We start from the raw sequence: 14,824 nt of genomic DNA, 5'->3' as shown, positions 1-14,824 counted from the left end.
ATACTCCACTCCTTAGCTAGTTGGTGGTGAGCATACCGAGAGAGGGCGGGCGTATGACCGGTTGGCAGAGCGAGCGCCTCGCACGCGACGCGCGGATCGAGGCGGGCCGCACGCATGCGGACGGCAAGGTCGTGCCGCCCAGGGCGGTCGTCGATCTGCTGGAGGCGGTCCTGCGACCCGGCGACCGCGTCTGCCTCGAGGGCGACAACCAGAAGCAGGCGGATTGCCTGGCCCGCGGCTTAGCGGCCTGCGATCCCGACAAGATCCACGACCTGCACATGGTCCAGTCGGGGATCGTGCTTCCGGAGCATCTCGACGTGTTCGAGATCGGTATCGCGAAACGGCTGGACTACTCGTATTCCGGCCCGCAGGGCGCGCGGATCGCCAAGATGCTGTACGGCGGCCAGATCGAACTCGGGGCGGTCCACACGTACCTGGAGCTGTTCGCCCGCTACTTCATCGACCTCACGCCCAACGTGGCGCTGATCGCGGGCGTGTCGGCCGACCGGGACGGCAACCTGTATACGGGACCGAATACCGAGGACACGCCGACCGTCGTGGAGGCGACCGCCTTCAAGAACGGAGTGGTGGTCGCGCAGGTCAACGAGATCGTCGACAGGGTCCCACGGGTGGATATCCCGGGCGACCGGATCGACTTCGTGGTGGAGGCCGACAAGCCCTTCTACGTCGAGCCGCTGTTCACCCGCGACCCGGCCGCCATGACCGAGACCCAGATCCTGATCGCCATGATGGCGATCAAGGGGATCTACGCCGAGTACGGTATCCGCCGCCTCAACCACGGCATCGGGTTCGGCACCGCCGCCATCGAGCTGCTGCTGCCGACCTACGGCGAGAGGCTCGGCCTCAAGGGCAAGATCGCCACCCACTGGGCGCTCAACCCGCACCCGACGCTGATCCCGGCGATCGAGTCGGGCTGGGTCAAGCAGATCCACTGTTTCGGTTCGGAAGTCGGGATGGACCGATACATCCGTGCGCGGCCCGACATCTTCTTCACCGGACCGGACGGGAGCCTGCGCTCGAACCGGGCCTTCTGCCAGACCGCCGGCCTCTACGCCTGCGACATGTTCATCGGTGCGACCCTCCAGATCGACCTGATGGGGCATTCCTCGACGGTGACGCAGTCGCGGGTCGCCGGCTTCGGCGGCGCCCCGAACATGGGCTCGGATCCGCACGGACGGCGGCACCCGTCCGATCCCTGGATGAAGGCGGGACGGGAGGGCCAGATCGTCGGCGACCCGGCGTTGATGCGCGGGCGCAAGCTGGTGGTGCAGATGGTCGAGACCTTCGGCGACAAGCTGGTGCCGACCTTCGTGGAGAAGCTCGACGCCCTCGAACTGGCGAAGACGATCGGCCTCGAGCTGGCCCCCGTCATGATCTATGCCGACGACGTGACCCACATCGTCACCGAGGAGGGCATCGCCAACCTCCTGCTGTGCCGGGACGCCGACGAGCGCGAGCAGGCGATCCGGGGCGTTGCCGGCTACACCGAGGTCGGACGGGGGCGCGACCGGGCGAAGGTTGAGGACCTGCGTACCCGGGGTATCATCCGCCGCCCGGAAGATCTCGGCATCGAGCCCCTCGACGCCGACCGGGCGCTGCTCGCCGCGAAATCGATTAAGGACCTCGTCCACTGGTCCGGCGGGCTCTACGAGCCGCCCGCCCGGTTCCGGAACTGGTAGGTTGGCGACCGACGGCGCGGACGCGACACACGGCTGTCCCACCCTCGTCCCGAGGGGCGGGGCGGCAGCCCGGCCTCGGAGGATCTCCCCAGGGATCGCGGCCCTTCGGATATCGGCCGTCGTGGCCTCCGCTACGCTTGCCCACCTCACGATGAGGTGTCCCGATTGGATGACGGATCGTCCCGCGAGGAACCGGCCATGGAATCCCTGACCTTCCGACACACCACCAAGACGCCGCTGCCCGGCACGGTTCCGAGCGCGATCACCGGCGTTGTCGCCTCCGGCAACCTGGAGATCCTGCTGGAGCGGGTGCTCCCGCCGGATGCCTGCGAAGTCGCCATCGACACACCGATCGCCGGCTACGGCGACGTCTGGGCAGCGGTAGTGGCGGATTTCATCGCGCGGGCGCAGCCCGGCGGCATCCGGATCAGCATCAACGACGGCGGCGCCCGCCCCGACACCGTGTCCCTGCGCCTGCTCCAGGGCGCGCGGCTGATGGAGGCCTGACCATGGCTGGCAACCGCGCCGCGCGTTTCGATCCGGACGCCCTGAGCTGGTACGAGGCCACCGCGCGCCAGCGCGTCGCGGCGCTGACCGATGCCGGAAGCTTCCGCGAGTTCCTGGGACCGGCCGAGCGGCGCATGAGCCCGCACCTGCCGCTGTTCGATCTCCCGCGCGCCTTCGACGACGGCATCGTGGTGGGCCGGGCGACCCTCGGCGGCAGCCCGGTCCTGATCGCCGCCCAGGAGGGCCGCTTCATGGGCGGGGCCTTCGGCGAGGTGCACGGGGCCAAGCTCGTCGGTCTCCTCCGCGCGGCCCTAAACCTGAAGCCGAAGGCGGTGCTGATCCTGTTCGACACCGGCGGTGTCCGCCTGCAGGAAGCCAATGCCGGCGAGACCGCCATCGCCGAGACGATGCGGGCCATCGTCGAGGTGCGTGCCGCCGGCATCCCGGTCGTCGGCCTGATCGGCGGCCGGGCCGGCTGCTACGGCGGCGGCGGGCTCATCGCCGGCACCTGCTCGCGGCTGGCCGTCTCGGAGGGCGGCCGCATCTCGGTCTCCGGTCCGGAGGTGATCGAGACCAACAAGGGTGCCGAGGAGTTCGATTCCCGCGACCGGGCGCTGGTCTGGCGCACGATGGGTGGCAAGCACCGCCGGCTGATCGGGGGCGCCGACGCGTTCTGCGCCGACACCGTCGCGTCCTTCCGGACGGCGGCCCTCGCGCTGATCGACCATGCGCCGGCCTTCGACCTCGCGACCCTGGAGGCCGAGCAGGCGCGCCTGGAATCCCGGATCGACCGCTACGGCGCCTGCCGCGACGCCACGGATGTCTGGGCGCGGCTCGGCGTCAACGATCCCGATGCCGTGCCGGCGATGGACACCGATGCGTTCGTCGAGACCGTGACCCGCAGCCGGGAGGCCGATCATGACGCTCGCTGAGATCCTCGCCGCGCTGTTCCCACACGGTCACGCCGTCGAGGTTCGCGACGGCCTCGTGACCGGCACCGGCCCCTTTGCGGGCGGGCGGATCCACGTCGTTGGCGTCGACGGCGACACGCCGCTCGGCGTCGAGGGCACCCTGACCCTATCGCGCGCGGTGCTCGACGCGGTGCGGGCGGGCGACCGGGCTCCGATCCTGGTGGCGGTCGATTCCGACAGCCAGCGCATGAGCCGGCGCGACGAGCTCCTCGGCCTGAACGAGTGCCTCGCGCATCTCGCCAAGGTGCTGCTCCTGGCCGACCGGTCGGGCCATCCGACGATCGGGCTGATCTACGGTCACTCGGCCGCCGGGGCCTTCATCGCCACGGCGCTCGCCACCCGGGTGCTGGCGGCTCTGCCCGGCGCCAACCCGAGCGTCATGGACCTGCCCTCGGTCGCGCGGGTGACCAAGCTGCCCCTCGCCAAGCTCGAGGAGATGGCGCAGTCGACACCGGTCTTCGCACCCGGCCTCGACAACATGGTGGCAACCGGTGCGGTCCACGCCGTCCTGGACCCGAGCCAATCCCTCGAACGGCAGATCCGCGCGCTCATCGGTGGGATGCCGCCCGGGGATGTCCGCGACCGCCTGGGCGCGGAGCGGGGCGGGCGGCCGGTGGCGGGCACCGTCGCCGCCGCGGTCGCCGAGCAGGCGCGCCTTGGCTGAGGCCTTCAGGCGGCACGACCTCGTCCGCGCCGATCCGGCGGCCTGGACGGCCTGGCTCGCGGGTCGGCCCGATCTCGGCGGGCTCCCGCACCTCGCGGGCTGGGCGGCGGCCGGCCATCCGCTGATCGTCCGGCGCCGGGTGCCCGGGGAAACAGGGGAGGCGATCCCCCTCGGCCTGCCCCTGCCGCCGGCCGACGGAAAGCGGCGGATCGGCCTCGCGCTGCCACAGGCCGCGCTGACCCGCGTCGCGCCGATCAGGCTGGCCGACGCCGCCGCACAAGCGCCATCGCCCTGGCGGGCGAGTCTCGCGGCCCTGACGGCTCTCGGAGATCGGCACGGACCCGCGCCGCGGCCGTTCGGCAGCCTCCTCTGGCAGGCGTTCACCGGCCTGACCTACCTGAGCCCCACCTCCGACCTCGACCTGCTCTGGCCCTGCCGGTTGCCGGTATCCCGGGGCCTGCTCGATGGCATTGCCGTGGTCGCTGAGGCGGCGCCGATGGGCATCGACGGCGAGATCCTGCTGCCGGACGGCACCGGCCTGCACTGGCGCGAACTGCGCGACGCACCGCAGGACGGATCGATCCTCGCCAAGGGCCTGGACCGGCTGGATCTCCGTCCGGTCGCGTCGCTGCGCGAGCGGGAGCCTGCATGACCCTCGCGGTTCTCCTCTCCGGCCAGGGCGGGCAGCACGCCGCGATGTTCGCCATCACGGCCGATCACCCGGCCGCGCAGGACGTGTTCGCGGCCGCCAAGCCGCTCCTCGACGGCGCCGACCCGCGTGATCTCGCCCGCGCGGGCGGTGACGCGCTGCACGCGAACCGGACCGGGCAGATCCTCTGCTGCGTGGCCGCTCTGGCCGCCTGGCAGGCGCTGGGCGACGCGAAACCGGACCGGGTGATCGTGGCCGGCTACAGCATCGGCGACCTCGCGGCCTGGGGCATCGCAGGACGCCTCGGCCACGCGGACGTCCTGACACTGGCCGCCCGTCGCGCGGAGGCCATGGATGCCGCCTCGGGTGCCGGGTTCGGCCTCGCGGGGATCCGCGGCCTCGCCCTCGCCGTGCTCGACGACCTGGCTTCGCGCCACGATTGCCACCTCGCGATCCGCAACGCCGCCGACAGCGGGGTGGTCGGCGGCCCGCGCGCGGCCCTGGAGGCGCTGTGCCGCGAGGCCATCGGCGCCGGGGCGCAGCGGGCCGTGATCCTCCCGGTCCACACCCCCTCGCACACGCCCCTGCTGGCCGACGCCACGGCGGCCTTTCGGGGGGCGCTCGCCGAGGCGCCCCCGTGCCGTCCGCCGCCCGGCGCGCCGCGTCTCCTCAGCGGTCTGGACGGCGCGGCGGTCTTCCGCGACGGGGACGGGCGGGAGAAGCTCGCGCTTCAGATCTCGCATACGATCGACTGGGCCGCCTGCCTGGACGCCTGCCGGGAATACGGCGCAGACCGTGTCCTCGAACTCGGTCCCGGCCATGCCCTCGCGACGATGGCTCGGACGGCGCTTCCGGACGCGCGGGTCCACGCCGTCGACGAATTCCGCTCGCTTGCAGGCGTCACCGAATGGCTGGCGCGGCCTTAGTCACGCCGCGCCTACTTGGCGGTTCGCCGCCTCCGGTGCCCTACTATTACGGTGATGTGCGCAAGGCCTCGCGGTCGCCTGGCACAATACTGATGTCGGGGCCTCGCCTTGACGCGCGGGGCGTCGCGGTCGTAGCAGCCGGGCATCTTCGGAACGGGACGGGTTCATGACGGCCAAGCGAGCGCTGATCACGGGTGTGACGGGCCAGGACGGGGCGTATCTGGCGCAGCTGCTCCTGCAGAAGGGCTACGCCGTCACCGGCATCGTGCGCCGCTCCAGCCATGCCGGCGTGTTCGATCACCGGTTGAAATGGCTCGGCATCCTCGACGATGTCGAGCTGGTCGACGGCAACCTGCTCGATCAATCCGCCCTGTTGCGCATCGTCCAGGCCGCCAAGCCCGACGAGATCTACAACCTCGCCGCGCAGTCGTTCGTGACCTCGTCCTGGCAGCAGCCGCTGCTGACCGGTCAGGTCACGGGCTTGGGCGCCGCGCATATGCTCGAATGCTTGCGCTCGGTGGCGCCGCAGGCGCGTTACTACCAGGCCTCGACCTCGGAGATGTTCGGCCTGATCCAGGAGGCCAAGCAGAGCGAGACGACGCCGTTCTACCCGCGCTCGCCCTACGGTGTGGCCAAGCTCTATGCCCACTGGATGACGATCAACTACCGCGAGAGCTTCAATCTGCACGCCTCGAACGGCATCCTGTTCAACCACGAGAGCCCGCTGCGGGGCGTCGAGTTCGTCACCCGCAAGGTCACGGACGCGGTGGCGCGGATCAAGCTCGGCAAGCAGAAGGAGCTGCGGCTGGGCAACATCGACGCCAAGCGCGACTGGGGCCATGCTCGCGACTACGTGCAGGCGATGTGGCTGATGCTGCAGCAGGACCGGCCGGACGACTACGTGATCGCCACGGGCCGGACCACGACGGTGCGGGACATGTGCGCGATCGCGTTCAAGCATGTCGGCCTGAACATCGACGAGCACCTCGTCATCGACCCGGCCCTGTTCCGCCCGGCGGAGGTCGAGGTGCTGCTGGGCAACCCCGCCAAGGCGAAGGCGACCTTCGGCTGGGAGGCGCAGACCAGCCTGGAGGCGCTGATCACCGAGATGGTCGACGCTGACCTCAAGCGCCTCAGCGCCAACGCCTGAGCGGCCGGCCCGCGGGCAGGCTCGCCGACGGCGGCCGGCCGATCCATATGGCGCGCAGTCCCAGACGGAGAGGCGCGCCGTGAAGACCTACCAGCTCTACATCGACGGGCAGTTCGTCGATCCGGTCGAGGGCTCGTGGTTCGAGTCGATCGATCCCTATCGCGGCGAGCCCTGGGCGCGCATCCCGCGCGCCGGACGTGCCGACGTCGACCGGGCGGCGGCCGCCGCCAAGCGCGCCATGTGGGACGGCCCCTGGGCCACCATGACGGCCTCGGCCCGCGGCAAGGTTCTGCGCCGGATCGGCGACCTCGTGGAGCGCGACGCCAGGGCGCTCGCCGAAATCGAGGTCCGCGACAACGGCAAGCTGTTCGCCGAAATGTACGGGCAGACCCGGTACCAGCCCGAATGGTGGTGGTACTACGCGGGGCTCGCCGACAAGGTCGAAGGCGCCCAGGTGCCGATCGACAAACCCGAGACCTTCGCGTTCACCCGGCACGAGCCGGTGGGCGTGGTCGGGGCGCTGACGGCGTGGAACTCGCCGCTCCTGTTCGTAGCCTGGAAGTGCGCCCCGGCCCTGGCGGCCGGCTGCGCCGTCGTGGTGAAGCCCTCCGAGTTCGCCTCGGCGAGCACCCTCGAATTCGCCCGCCTGACCAAGGAGGCCGGGCTGCCTGACGGCCTGTTCAACGTCGTGACCGGCTTCGGCGGCGAGGCGGGCAGCGCCCTCGTCGAGCACCCGGACGTCGCCAAGATCACCTTCACGGGCTCCGACGTGACCGGGGCGAAGGTCTATGAGGCAGCAGCGCGCCAGATCAAGCGCGTGTCGCTGGAACTCGGCGGCAAGTCGCCCAACATCGTCTTCGCCGATGCAGACCTGAAGGCCGCCGCAGCGGGGGCGATTTCGGGCATCTTCGCGGCAACCGGACAGACCTGTATCGCCGGCTCGCGGCTCCTCGTGCAGAACAGCATCCGCCAGGAATTCACCGAGCGCCTGGTCGAGCTCGCCCGCACCGCCAAGCTCGGCGACCCGATGCAGGCCGACACCAATATCGGGCCGATCACGACGCCGCCGCAATACACGAAGGTCCTCGACTACATCGCGCTCGCGAAGAGCGAGGGCGCGCGCTGCGTCTTCGGCGGCAATCCCGCCTCCGGTCCCGGGGTGCTCGGCGGCCAGTTCGTCGAGCCGACGATCTTCACGGGCGTCACCAACGACATGCGCATCGCCCAGGAGGAGGTGTTCGGCCCGGTCCTGTCGATCATCGGCTTCGAGGACGAGGCCGAGGCGCTGAAAGTCGGCAACGACGTGATCTACGGGCTCGCCGCCGGCGTCTGGACCCAGGATATCGGCCGCGCGATGCGCATGTCGAAGGGATTGCGGGCCGGCACCGTCTGGGTGAACACCTATCGGGCGGTGAGCTACATGATGCCGTTCGGCGGGATGAAGCGCTCGGGCATCGGCCGCGAGAGCGGCATCGAGTCGATCCGCGAGTATTTGGAGACCAAGAGCGTCTGGATCTCCACGAGCCGGGATGCGCCGGAGAACCCGTTCGTCATGCGGTGACCGCCTCCGCGCCGACCGATCGCGGCGCGGCCGGCGGGCCGGTCAACCCGGCGCGGGCCGACCCCTCGAAGGCTAAGCCCTCATGTCGACCGCGGGTGCGGGGTCGGCCGGGAGCGCGAGCGAGGCCAGGATGAAGCCCATGAAGAAGAGGACGTACTGATTGACCGACAGCTCCTCGAACATCAGCGACGGGATGAGGAACAGGGCACTGTAGGTCAGGAACCGGCCGAAGGCGGCGGGCGACAGCAGGATCCGCCCGAGCCCGGCGATCAGGAGCAGCGCCGTGGCGATTCCGCTCTGAAGGGCGAGCGAGACGAAGCCGTTGTGGGGCGTCACGAGGCCGGTCAGCGCCTGCAGTTCCTCGCGCCGCGTGACCTCGCCGACGCCGAACGGGTACTCGACGACGAGCTGGAGCGCCGTGACTCCGGACAGGAAGCGCTCGTCGAAGTTGCCGCTGACATTGCGATCCTCGGCGAAACGCCGCTCGATCGCCTGTGCCAGGGTCCCGGGCAGGGGGATGTCTCCCGTCAGCGCCCAGGTGACGAGCAGCAGCCCCGAGACGCCGAGAACCGCCAGCACCGCCCAGGCCTTGACGTTCCGCCGCATCAGCAGAGCGAGGAACAGGAGCGGCATGAACAGTCCGGCACGATTGTTGGTGAACGGAAAGCTCGCCAGCAGGGCCGCGAAATAGCCGAGGTAGATCACCTTCAGGCGGTAGCGCAGGCTCAGCACCAGGGCGGCCGCGCCGCCGAGCGCGTAGACGTGGCCAGTCTCGTTTCCGGAGGCCCAGAGCCCGCCCTGCTTGTCCTGCACGAACAGCTTCAGTTCGTCGTCGAGCCCGTCGGTCGGCACCGCGAGCCCGAACCGTTCGAGGGGCATGCCCGAAGCGGCGAGGAGCAGCACCGCCAGCGAGGCGAGCAGTCCCGCGAGCAGCCCGACGCAGAACGCGTCCTCCACGCGCCGGTCGCGGAACATCACCAGCAGGATGAACGCCTGCACGACGTAGAGCAGCAGTACGAGCGTGAGATAGGTATCGCCCGCCTGCTTGTGGCCCTTCAGGACCAGTGACGCCGCGATGAGCGCCAGGATCCCGGCGAGGGGCGCGACATTGCGCAGGGCTTCCGCAACGACGGCCCTGCGCAGTCCGAGCCATGGAATGAGCAGGAAGGGCAGCAGGTCGGACAAGCGCTGGAACGGAAGCCCGAAGCTCGACGTCAGAACGTTGAAGTTGAGCGCGGCGCCGAGCAGGAACACCGCAATGCGGTCTGCGGTGGCGGACGCGGCCGGCACGGTCTCCTGGATCGGCAACGCCTGTCCCGCCATGGTGCCTATCGTCCGAACGCGCGCTTCCCGCCGACGAGGGCCGCGCGAACCTCCCGAGCCGGACCGCTCCGCCTCCCGGGTGCCCAGTGTCGCGCACAAAGGTTGGCGGAGCGTGCAGATCAGGCCGCGCGACGCATCAGGAAGCCGAGGGCCGTACGCAGGGTGTCCCACAGGAAGACCCGGGCGAGCCCCGCATAGGCGAGGATCCCGACCCCGACCGCCGCGAAGAGGCCGATCCGATCGCCGAGGATGGCGTGCAGCGGATCCTGGACCACCAGCACGAGGCCGGCCATGGCACCGGCACACAGCGTGATCGGCAGCAGGATCCGGACTACGCGGCCGTTCGACACCGGGAGGACGCGCCCGACGCTGGTCACGATCACCGGCGTGAACAGGTAGGCCCGGACCACGTGTCCCGCCACGAGCGCCGTCAGGCCCAGCGGTGCCGTCACGACGGCGGCGGCCGCCCCGAGGCCGAACTGCGCCCCCGCGAGGCGCAGGGCCGTGCCGTTCCGCCCGAGGGCCGTGAAGATCATCCACAGCATCGAGGTGGCCACGAATTCGGGGGCCAGGAACGCCAGCATTCGGAGCACCGGGGCCGCATCGTGCCATTGGTCGCCGAACAGGAAGGGGATCAGCGTCGGGGCGACGGCCGCCATGCCGAAGAAGGCGGGGACCGCGAGGAAGGCCGAGGCCTCGGTGAAGCCATAGAAAGCCGCGGCCAGTTCAGGCGGTCGGTCCTGGAGGCGCGCGTAGGTGGTCAGCCCGACCGTGGTGAGCGGGATGACGGCCACCTGGCTGACGAGGTCGATGCAGCGCCATGCGAGGCGGAGGTACCCGACATCGGTCGCGGACAGAAAATAAGCCGCGATCACCTCCTGGCTGCGGATGGAGGCGACGAGGAGAAGATACGTGCAGAACAGTCGCGAACCGAACGCGACCTGCTCGCGCACGGCCGCGACGTTGAGCCGGAGGGGCGGGATCCACCGCGACGCGGCCCAGGTCAGGAGCGTGGTGGCGCTGGTCGCGACGAGCCGCTGGACGACCAAGCTCCAGACGCCGTAGCCGCCGAGAGCGAGCAGGAGGGCCGCGGCGCCTCCGAGGATGTTGGCGCCGAGGGCGCGCAGAGCCAGCTTGCGGAAGCCGAAGGTCCTCTGGAGGCGCGCCTCGTGGATCGCCCCCGCGGCCGTGATCACGAAGCACAACGAGAGCGCACAGAGGACCGGGCGCAATTCCGGGAGATCGAAGATCCAGGCGATCGGCCCGGACAACGCCACGAGCGCCCCGGCACACAGGATCCCGGTGACGAGCATCACCCAGAACGCGGTCGCGGCGAAATCCTCGTCGAGGTCCGCGCGCTGCACAACCGCGTCCGGCAGGCCGCACCGGGCCACGATCTGCAGGATGTCGATGAAGACGGCGGCGATCGCCACCATGCCGAATTCCGCGGGCTCGATGAGGCGAGCCAGAACCAGGAACACGCCGAAGCTCACGACGACGTTGCCCGTGGAGGCGAGCGCCACCCAGCGTGCCGCGTCGAAGGAGCGGCTCGTCACCGCCGCGGAGGCGAGACCCGGCTCCTCCTCGGCCGCGGCGGCCTCCGTGAGAACCGGCGTGCCGGCGGTCACGGGCGGGYCGCCCGGCGCTCGGCGACGAGTTCGGCGTACAGGTCGAGATACTTCTCGGCGACGCGCTCGGACGTCGATTCGCGGATGACGTGCTGGAAGGCGCGTTCGTCCGGCAGGTCGCCGCGACCGCGGTCGATCACCGCCTGCAGGCGCGTGGCGAGATCGGCCGCATCGCCCGGTTCGAACAGCCAGTCGGTATTGTCCTCTCCGATCAGTTCCGGGATCCCGCCGGAGGCCGCGCCGATCACCGGCACGCCCATCGTGTACGCCTCGTAGATGGTCCGCGGCGACGGCTCGGCCCAGAACGAGGGCACGACCAGCACGTCGATCTCGCTGAGGAAGTCGGCAGGCTTGGCCCAGCCGACGAATTCGATCGGCAACCCCGCAGCCCGGGCCTTGAAGCGCTCGATCGAGTCGTCCATCGCCTGGCCGGCCACGAGGCAGCGCCAGTTGCCCGGGCCGATCCGTCCGAAGGCGTCGATCATCGTGCCGACGCCCTTCTCGACATTGATCCGGCCGAGATAGCCGAAGGTCATCGGGCGCCCCGTGCGGTCGATCCGTCGGCGCGTATCCGGATCACCCTCTGGCACCGTGCACGAGTAGTAGATCACGCGGCGGCGCTCGGGCGCGAGATGGGCGAAGAGGCCGTGATCGACGTGGGTCTTGAGAATCTCGGTGCCCACGCTGACGACGGCGTCCACCGCGCGGTTGGTGATCTGCTTGGCGGCGTTGACGACCTTGCAGCCCAGGTGCCAGCGCTCGCACGGCTTGCCGTCCCGGAACATGGCGGCGTTGCCGCAGATCAGGTCGTACTCGCAGACCGTATGGACGATCGGGATTCCGCGCTTGGCCGCCTCGCGCCAGACGAGGGTCGAGACGTCGAGCAGCGAGTGCGTGTTGACGATGTCGGGCCGGAAATCGTCGAGGACGCGGCCGAACTCGGCCGCGATGGCGAAATTCCACTGCTGCTTGAGCTTCGCCCAGGCGCGGCCGAAGCGGGTGGCCTTCGGCCAGTCCTCAAGCCAGAAATCGTTGTGATGCGCCATGCGGTAGACCGTGACGCCGCCCCGCACCGCCTTGGGCTCCGGCTCACGCGCGATGCAGGCGGCCGCCACCGTATGTCCCGCCGCGACCAGCTCCTCGGCGAGGTGCTCCACCGAGCGCTCCGCGCCGCCCACGATATAGGGCGGATAGAGGGCACTGAGATGCAGGATCCGCAGGGGACCCGTGACGGCGGCGAGGTCGGTCCCGCCGGTCGGCCGGGCGCGGACCGCAGAATCCACTGCATCCGGCAACAGGCGGGCGTAGCTTGGGGACAAAGCGGGATTCATCATAGGCTGCACTCGCTGAGATGCGGGCGCTCCGCGCGCGCAGGACGCTCGGAGATCGGATGGTCGATGCGCGCGGCGTCGAGGGTCGCGGCATAGAGGTCGAGATAGGCGGCTGCGACGGCGGCCGGATCGGTGCCGGCGCGCACGACGGCGGCGCGCGCGGGGGCCTCCGCGAGATGCTCGGGCGTCGCGACGATCCGGGCCATCGCGGCGGCGAGCGCCGGGGCATCGCCGGGCGCAACGAGCCAGGGGCCCCACCCGATCTGCTCGCCGATCCCGCCGGCAGCCGTCCCGATCACCGGGACGCCGCGCCCGTAAGCTTCCGCGACCGTGCGGCCGAAGGGCTCGGGCCAGATCGGCGGGACCACGAGGCAATCGATCCCGTCCAGAAAGGCGTCTCGCTCGGCATAGCCAAGGAAGGAGACCGGAAGACCCTGCGCCAGCGCCCGGTACCGATCGATCCCGTCCGCGGCCCGGCCGGCGATCTCGAGCCGCCACCCCTGCCGGGGCAGCAGGCGGCAGGCTTCGATCAGCACGTCGCTACCCTTGGCGGCCTCGATGCGGCCGAGGTAGCCGAACCGCACCGGCTCGCCCGGCCGCCGCGCGGGGCGGGTCGCCGGAGCGCCGGGCGTGATCGGGTTCCAGATCACACGGCGCCGGTCGGCCGGCACCGTGGCGAACAGCCCGGCGGCCAGATGTCGATCCAGGATGTCCGTGCCCACCGCCGTGACCGCGTCGACCGCGCGCTGGCAGCGACGGTGGGGCTCCGCGTAGAGACGGCACTTGAGGTGCTGGCCGGCGCAGGCGCGGCCGTGGCGTACCATCGCGCCGTTCGTGCAGAGGCTGGTGAAGTCGTGCAGCGTGTGCACCACCGGCACGCCGAGCCGGCGCAGCATCGGCCAGAGGGCCGGTGGCAGCTCGGAGATCGAGTGCGTGTTGACGAGATCCGGGGCGAAGTGCCGGACCGCCTCGGCGAAGCGGACGAGCGCGTCACGATTCCATTGTGACGCGAGCTTGTAGCGGAGCCGGTCGAGGCGTCCGCGCTGCGGCCAGTCGAGGATATGGAACGGGGTCCCGTAGCCCGTGCGGTAGACGGTGACGCCGTCCTGCAGGACCGGCTTGTCCACCGTCCGCGACGCGCAGGCGACGGCCACGGCGTGGCCGAGGCCAACCTGTGTGCGGGCCAGGGTCTCGACCATCAGTTCGGCACCGCCGACCTGTTCGGGCGGGTAAAGAGAGCTAAGGTGCAGGATGCGCATGCGGCACCTCCCGGGTCGTTGCTGCCGGGGCGGCACCCCGGATCGCATCGAGCAGCAGCCCTTCGTAACGGCGCGCCGTTTCCGCCCAGTCGTACCGACGGGCATTGTCGTGACCGCGGGCGATCAGCCCGGTCCGCAGGCCGGGCTCGTCGAGCAGGCGGACCAGGCATGCGGCGAGGGCCGCGGGGTCGGCAGGGTCGAAGGTCAGGGCGCCGGCCCCCGCGATCTCGGGCGTGGCGGAGCGGTTCGAGCAGATCACCGGGCAGCCGAGTGCCTGCGCTTCCAGGACGGGCAGGCAGAAGCCCTCGGCGAAGGACGGCACACAGAGGCACAGGGCGCCGCGATAGAGGGCGGTCAGCTGGCCATCGCCGATCCGGGACAGGCGCGTCAGCGGGATGGGAGCGCCGTCGAGGGCGGTCGCGATCGTCTCGTCCGGGTCTTCACCGACATGGACGATGCCGATCCCTCGGCGCCCCAGACCGGCCACGGCTCTGGCAAGGGTCGCGAAATTCTTGTTGTAGAGGGCGTTGCCCACGGCCAGCACGAATCGACCGCTCGGGATTCCGGCCGCGGGCTCGTTCTCGGCGGGATCGAGCATCGGCGCGGAGGGCACGGTCTGCGTCCGGTCGCGGAGGGACGGGTAGAAGCGCACAAGATCGCGCCGGGTCGTCTCGGACACGGTTATCACCCGGGCGCTGTTGCCGAGGACGAACCGGAAGATCGGATCGGTGGTCAGGGCCTCGCGCGAGGCCAAACGCTCGGGAAGCGTGCGGAAGTAGAGATCGTGTACGACGCTAACCCGCGCACGCCCGCCATAGGCCGCACCGTAGGGGTCGGCATTCAGCACGACATCGATGTCCCGCGCCCGGCACAGTCTCGGGACGGTGAGGGCCTGACGCAGGACATCGAGCAGCATGATGCGCGGGCGCGGCACCGTGAGTATCTCGATCCGATCGCGGATCGCCGGGGGAAGCTGGTCCCGGGTCCAGGGCGAGCGCAGCACGACCGTAAAGGTGCCGCGCTCGACCAGGCCGGCGATCACCCGGAAAGCCACGAGCGCGACTCCCGACGGCCGACCGGCATGCTGACTGGGCATGTTCACGAGGACGCGCGGCATGGCGGCTCTGACAGCTCCGATCGGGAAGGTGGGTCGCC

The 14,824-nt window shown here is 70.5% G+C and carries 13 protein-coding genes; 8 read left to right on the top strand and 5 right to left on the bottom strand.

Translation table 11 applies throughout. The features are described from left to right. Nucleotides 1-53 precede the first annotated feature (53 nt). From mdcA to ACXJKQ_RS06760, 8 genes are all read left to right on the top strand, one after another. Nucleotides 54-1,700: a malonate decarboxylase subunit alpha gene (mdcA, locus tag ACXJKQ_RS06795; protein ID WP_457105006.1), complete on the top strand. Its 1,647-nt coding sequence runs from the start codon at nt 54-56 to the stop codon at nt 1,698-1,700. Nucleotides 1,701-1,898: 198 nt separating this feature from the next. After that, nucleotides 1,899-2,207 carry a malonate decarboxylase acyl carrier protein gene (mdcC, locus tag ACXJKQ_RS06790; protein WP_457105005.1) on the top strand — a complete coding sequence of 103 codons (309 nt, stop codon included), beginning with the start codon at nt 1,899-1,901 and terminating at the stop codon, nt 2,205-2,207. A 2-nt stretch (nt 2,208-2,209) separates the two neighbouring features. Then, on the top strand, nt 2,210-3,139 hold the full coding sequence (locus tag ACXJKQ_RS06785) for a biotin-independent malonate decarboxylase subunit beta (protein ID WP_457105004.1): 930 nt from the start codon (nt 2,210-2,212) through the stop codon (nt 3,137-3,139). Beyond that, nucleotides 3,126-3,842 (top strand): biotin-independent malonate decarboxylase subunit gamma, encoded by a 717-nt coding sequence (mdcE, locus tag ACXJKQ_RS06780; RefSeq protein WP_457105003.1) that lies wholly within the window; start codon nt 3,126-3,128, stop codon nt 3,840-3,842. Before ACXJKQ_RS06785 ends, mdcE begins: the two co-directional genes overlap by 14 nt. Further along, entirely contained in the window at nt 3,835-4,494 is a 660-nt protein-coding gene (mdcG, locus tag ACXJKQ_RS06775) for a malonate decarboxylase holo-[acyl-carrier-protein] synthase (RefSeq protein ID WP_457105002.1), read from the top strand. The genes mdcE and mdcG overlap by 8 nt, the downstream gene beginning before the upstream one ends. Next, complete coding sequence (locus ACXJKQ_RS06770; RefSeq protein WP_457105001.1) at nt 4,491-5,417, top strand: acyltransferase domain-containing protein; 927 nt, start codon at nt 4,491-4,493, stop codon at nt 5,415-5,417. Before mdcG ends, ACXJKQ_RS06770 begins: the two co-directional genes overlap by 4 nt. Nucleotides 5,418-5,583: 166 nt before the next feature. Then, nucleotides 5,584-6,567: a GDP-mannose 4,6-dehydratase gene (gene gmd / locus ACXJKQ_RS06765; protein ID WP_457105000.1), complete on the top strand. Its 984-nt coding sequence runs from the start codon at nt 5,584-5,586 to the stop codon at nt 6,565-6,567. 79 nt (nt 6,568-6,646) lie between these two features. Continuing rightward, nucleotides 6,647-8,128 carry an aldehyde dehydrogenase gene (locus ACXJKQ_RS06760; RefSeq protein WP_457104999.1) on the top strand — a complete coding sequence of 494 codons (1,482 nt, stop codon included), beginning with the start codon at nt 6,647-6,649 and terminating at the stop codon, nt 8,126-8,128. Nucleotides 8,129-8,200: 72 nt separating this feature from the next. Here ACXJKQ_RS06760 and ACXJKQ_RS06755 read toward each other — a convergent pair whose 3' ends face one another. The 5 genes from ACXJKQ_RS06755 to ACXJKQ_RS06735 all read right to left on the bottom strand — a co-directional run bounded on the left by ACXJKQ_RS06755 (nt 8,201) and on the right by ACXJKQ_RS06735 (nt 14,786). After that, nucleotides 8,201-9,451 (bottom strand): hypothetical protein, encoded by a 1,251-nt coding sequence (locus ACXJKQ_RS06755; RefSeq protein WP_457104998.1) that lies wholly within the window; start codon nt 9,449-9,451, stop codon nt 8,201-8,203. Nucleotides 9,452-9,570: 119 nt separating this feature from the next. Next, entirely contained in the window at nt 9,571-11,079 is a 1,509-nt protein-coding gene (locus tag ACXJKQ_RS06750; RefSeq protein WP_457104997.1) for a lipopolysaccharide biosynthesis protein, read from the bottom strand. Then, entirely contained in the window at nt 11,076-12,299 is a 1,224-nt protein-coding gene (locus tag ACXJKQ_RS06745) for a glycosyltransferase family 4 protein (RefSeq protein ID WP_457105085.1), read from the bottom strand. Before ACXJKQ_RS06745 ends, ACXJKQ_RS06750 begins: the two co-directional genes overlap by 4 nt. Before the next feature lie 110 nt (nt 12,300-12,409). Further along, complete coding sequence (locus ACXJKQ_RS06740) at nt 12,410-13,669, bottom strand: glycosyltransferase family 4 protein (protein ID WP_457104996.1); 1,260 nt, start codon at nt 13,667-13,669, stop codon at nt 12,410-12,412. Continuing rightward, complete coding sequence (locus tag ACXJKQ_RS06735; RefSeq protein ID WP_457104995.1) at nt 13,650-14,786, bottom strand: glycosyltransferase family 4 protein; 1,137 nt, start codon at nt 14,784-14,786, stop codon at nt 13,650-13,652. The genes ACXJKQ_RS06740 and ACXJKQ_RS06735 overlap by 20 nt, the downstream gene beginning before the upstream one ends. Between the last annotated feature and the right edge of the window lie 38 nt (nt 14,787-14,824).

This window comes from Methylobacterium sp. P5_C11 (assembly GCF_054049775.1).
This window is presented reverse-complemented; position numbering and strand designations above follow the sequence as displayed.

Excerpts from the sequence above, each read along its gene's own strand:
- ACXJKQ_RS06785 (WP_457105004.1), top strand. The coding sequence starts at position 2,210 with ATGGCTGGCAACCGCGCCGCGCGTTTCGATCCGGACGCCCTGAGCTGG.
- ACXJKQ_RS06770 (WP_457105001.1), top strand. The coding sequence starts at position 4,491 with ATGACCCTCGCGGTTCTCCTCTCCGGCCAGGGCGGGCAGCACGCCGCG.
- ACXJKQ_RS06755 (WP_457104998.1), bottom strand. The coding sequence starts at position 9,451 with ATGGCGGGACAGGCGTTGCCGATCCAGGAGACCGTGCCGGCCGCGTCC.
- gmd (WP_457105000.1), top strand. The coding sequence starts at position 5,584 with ATGACGGCCAAGCGAGCGCTGATCACGGGTGTGACGGGCCAGGACGGG.
- ACXJKQ_RS06735 (WP_457104995.1), bottom strand. The coding sequence starts at position 14,786 with ATGCCGCGCGTCCTCGTGAACATGCCCAGTCAGCATGCCGGTCGGCCG.
- mdcA (WP_457105006.1), top strand. The coding sequence starts at position 54 with ATGACCGGTTGGCAGAGCGAGCGCCTCGCACGCGACGCGCGGATCGAG.
- ACXJKQ_RS06740 (WP_457104996.1), bottom strand. The coding sequence starts at position 13,669 with ATGCGCATCCTGCACCTTAGCTCTCTTTACCCGCCCGAACAGGTCGGC.
- mdcC (WP_457105005.1), top strand. The coding sequence starts at position 1,899 with ATGGAATCCCTGACCTTCCGACACACCACCAAGACGCCGCTGCCCGGC.
- mdcE (WP_457105003.1), top strand. The coding sequence starts at position 3,126 with ATGACGCTCGCTGAGATCCTCGCCGCGCTGTTCCCACACGGTCACGCC.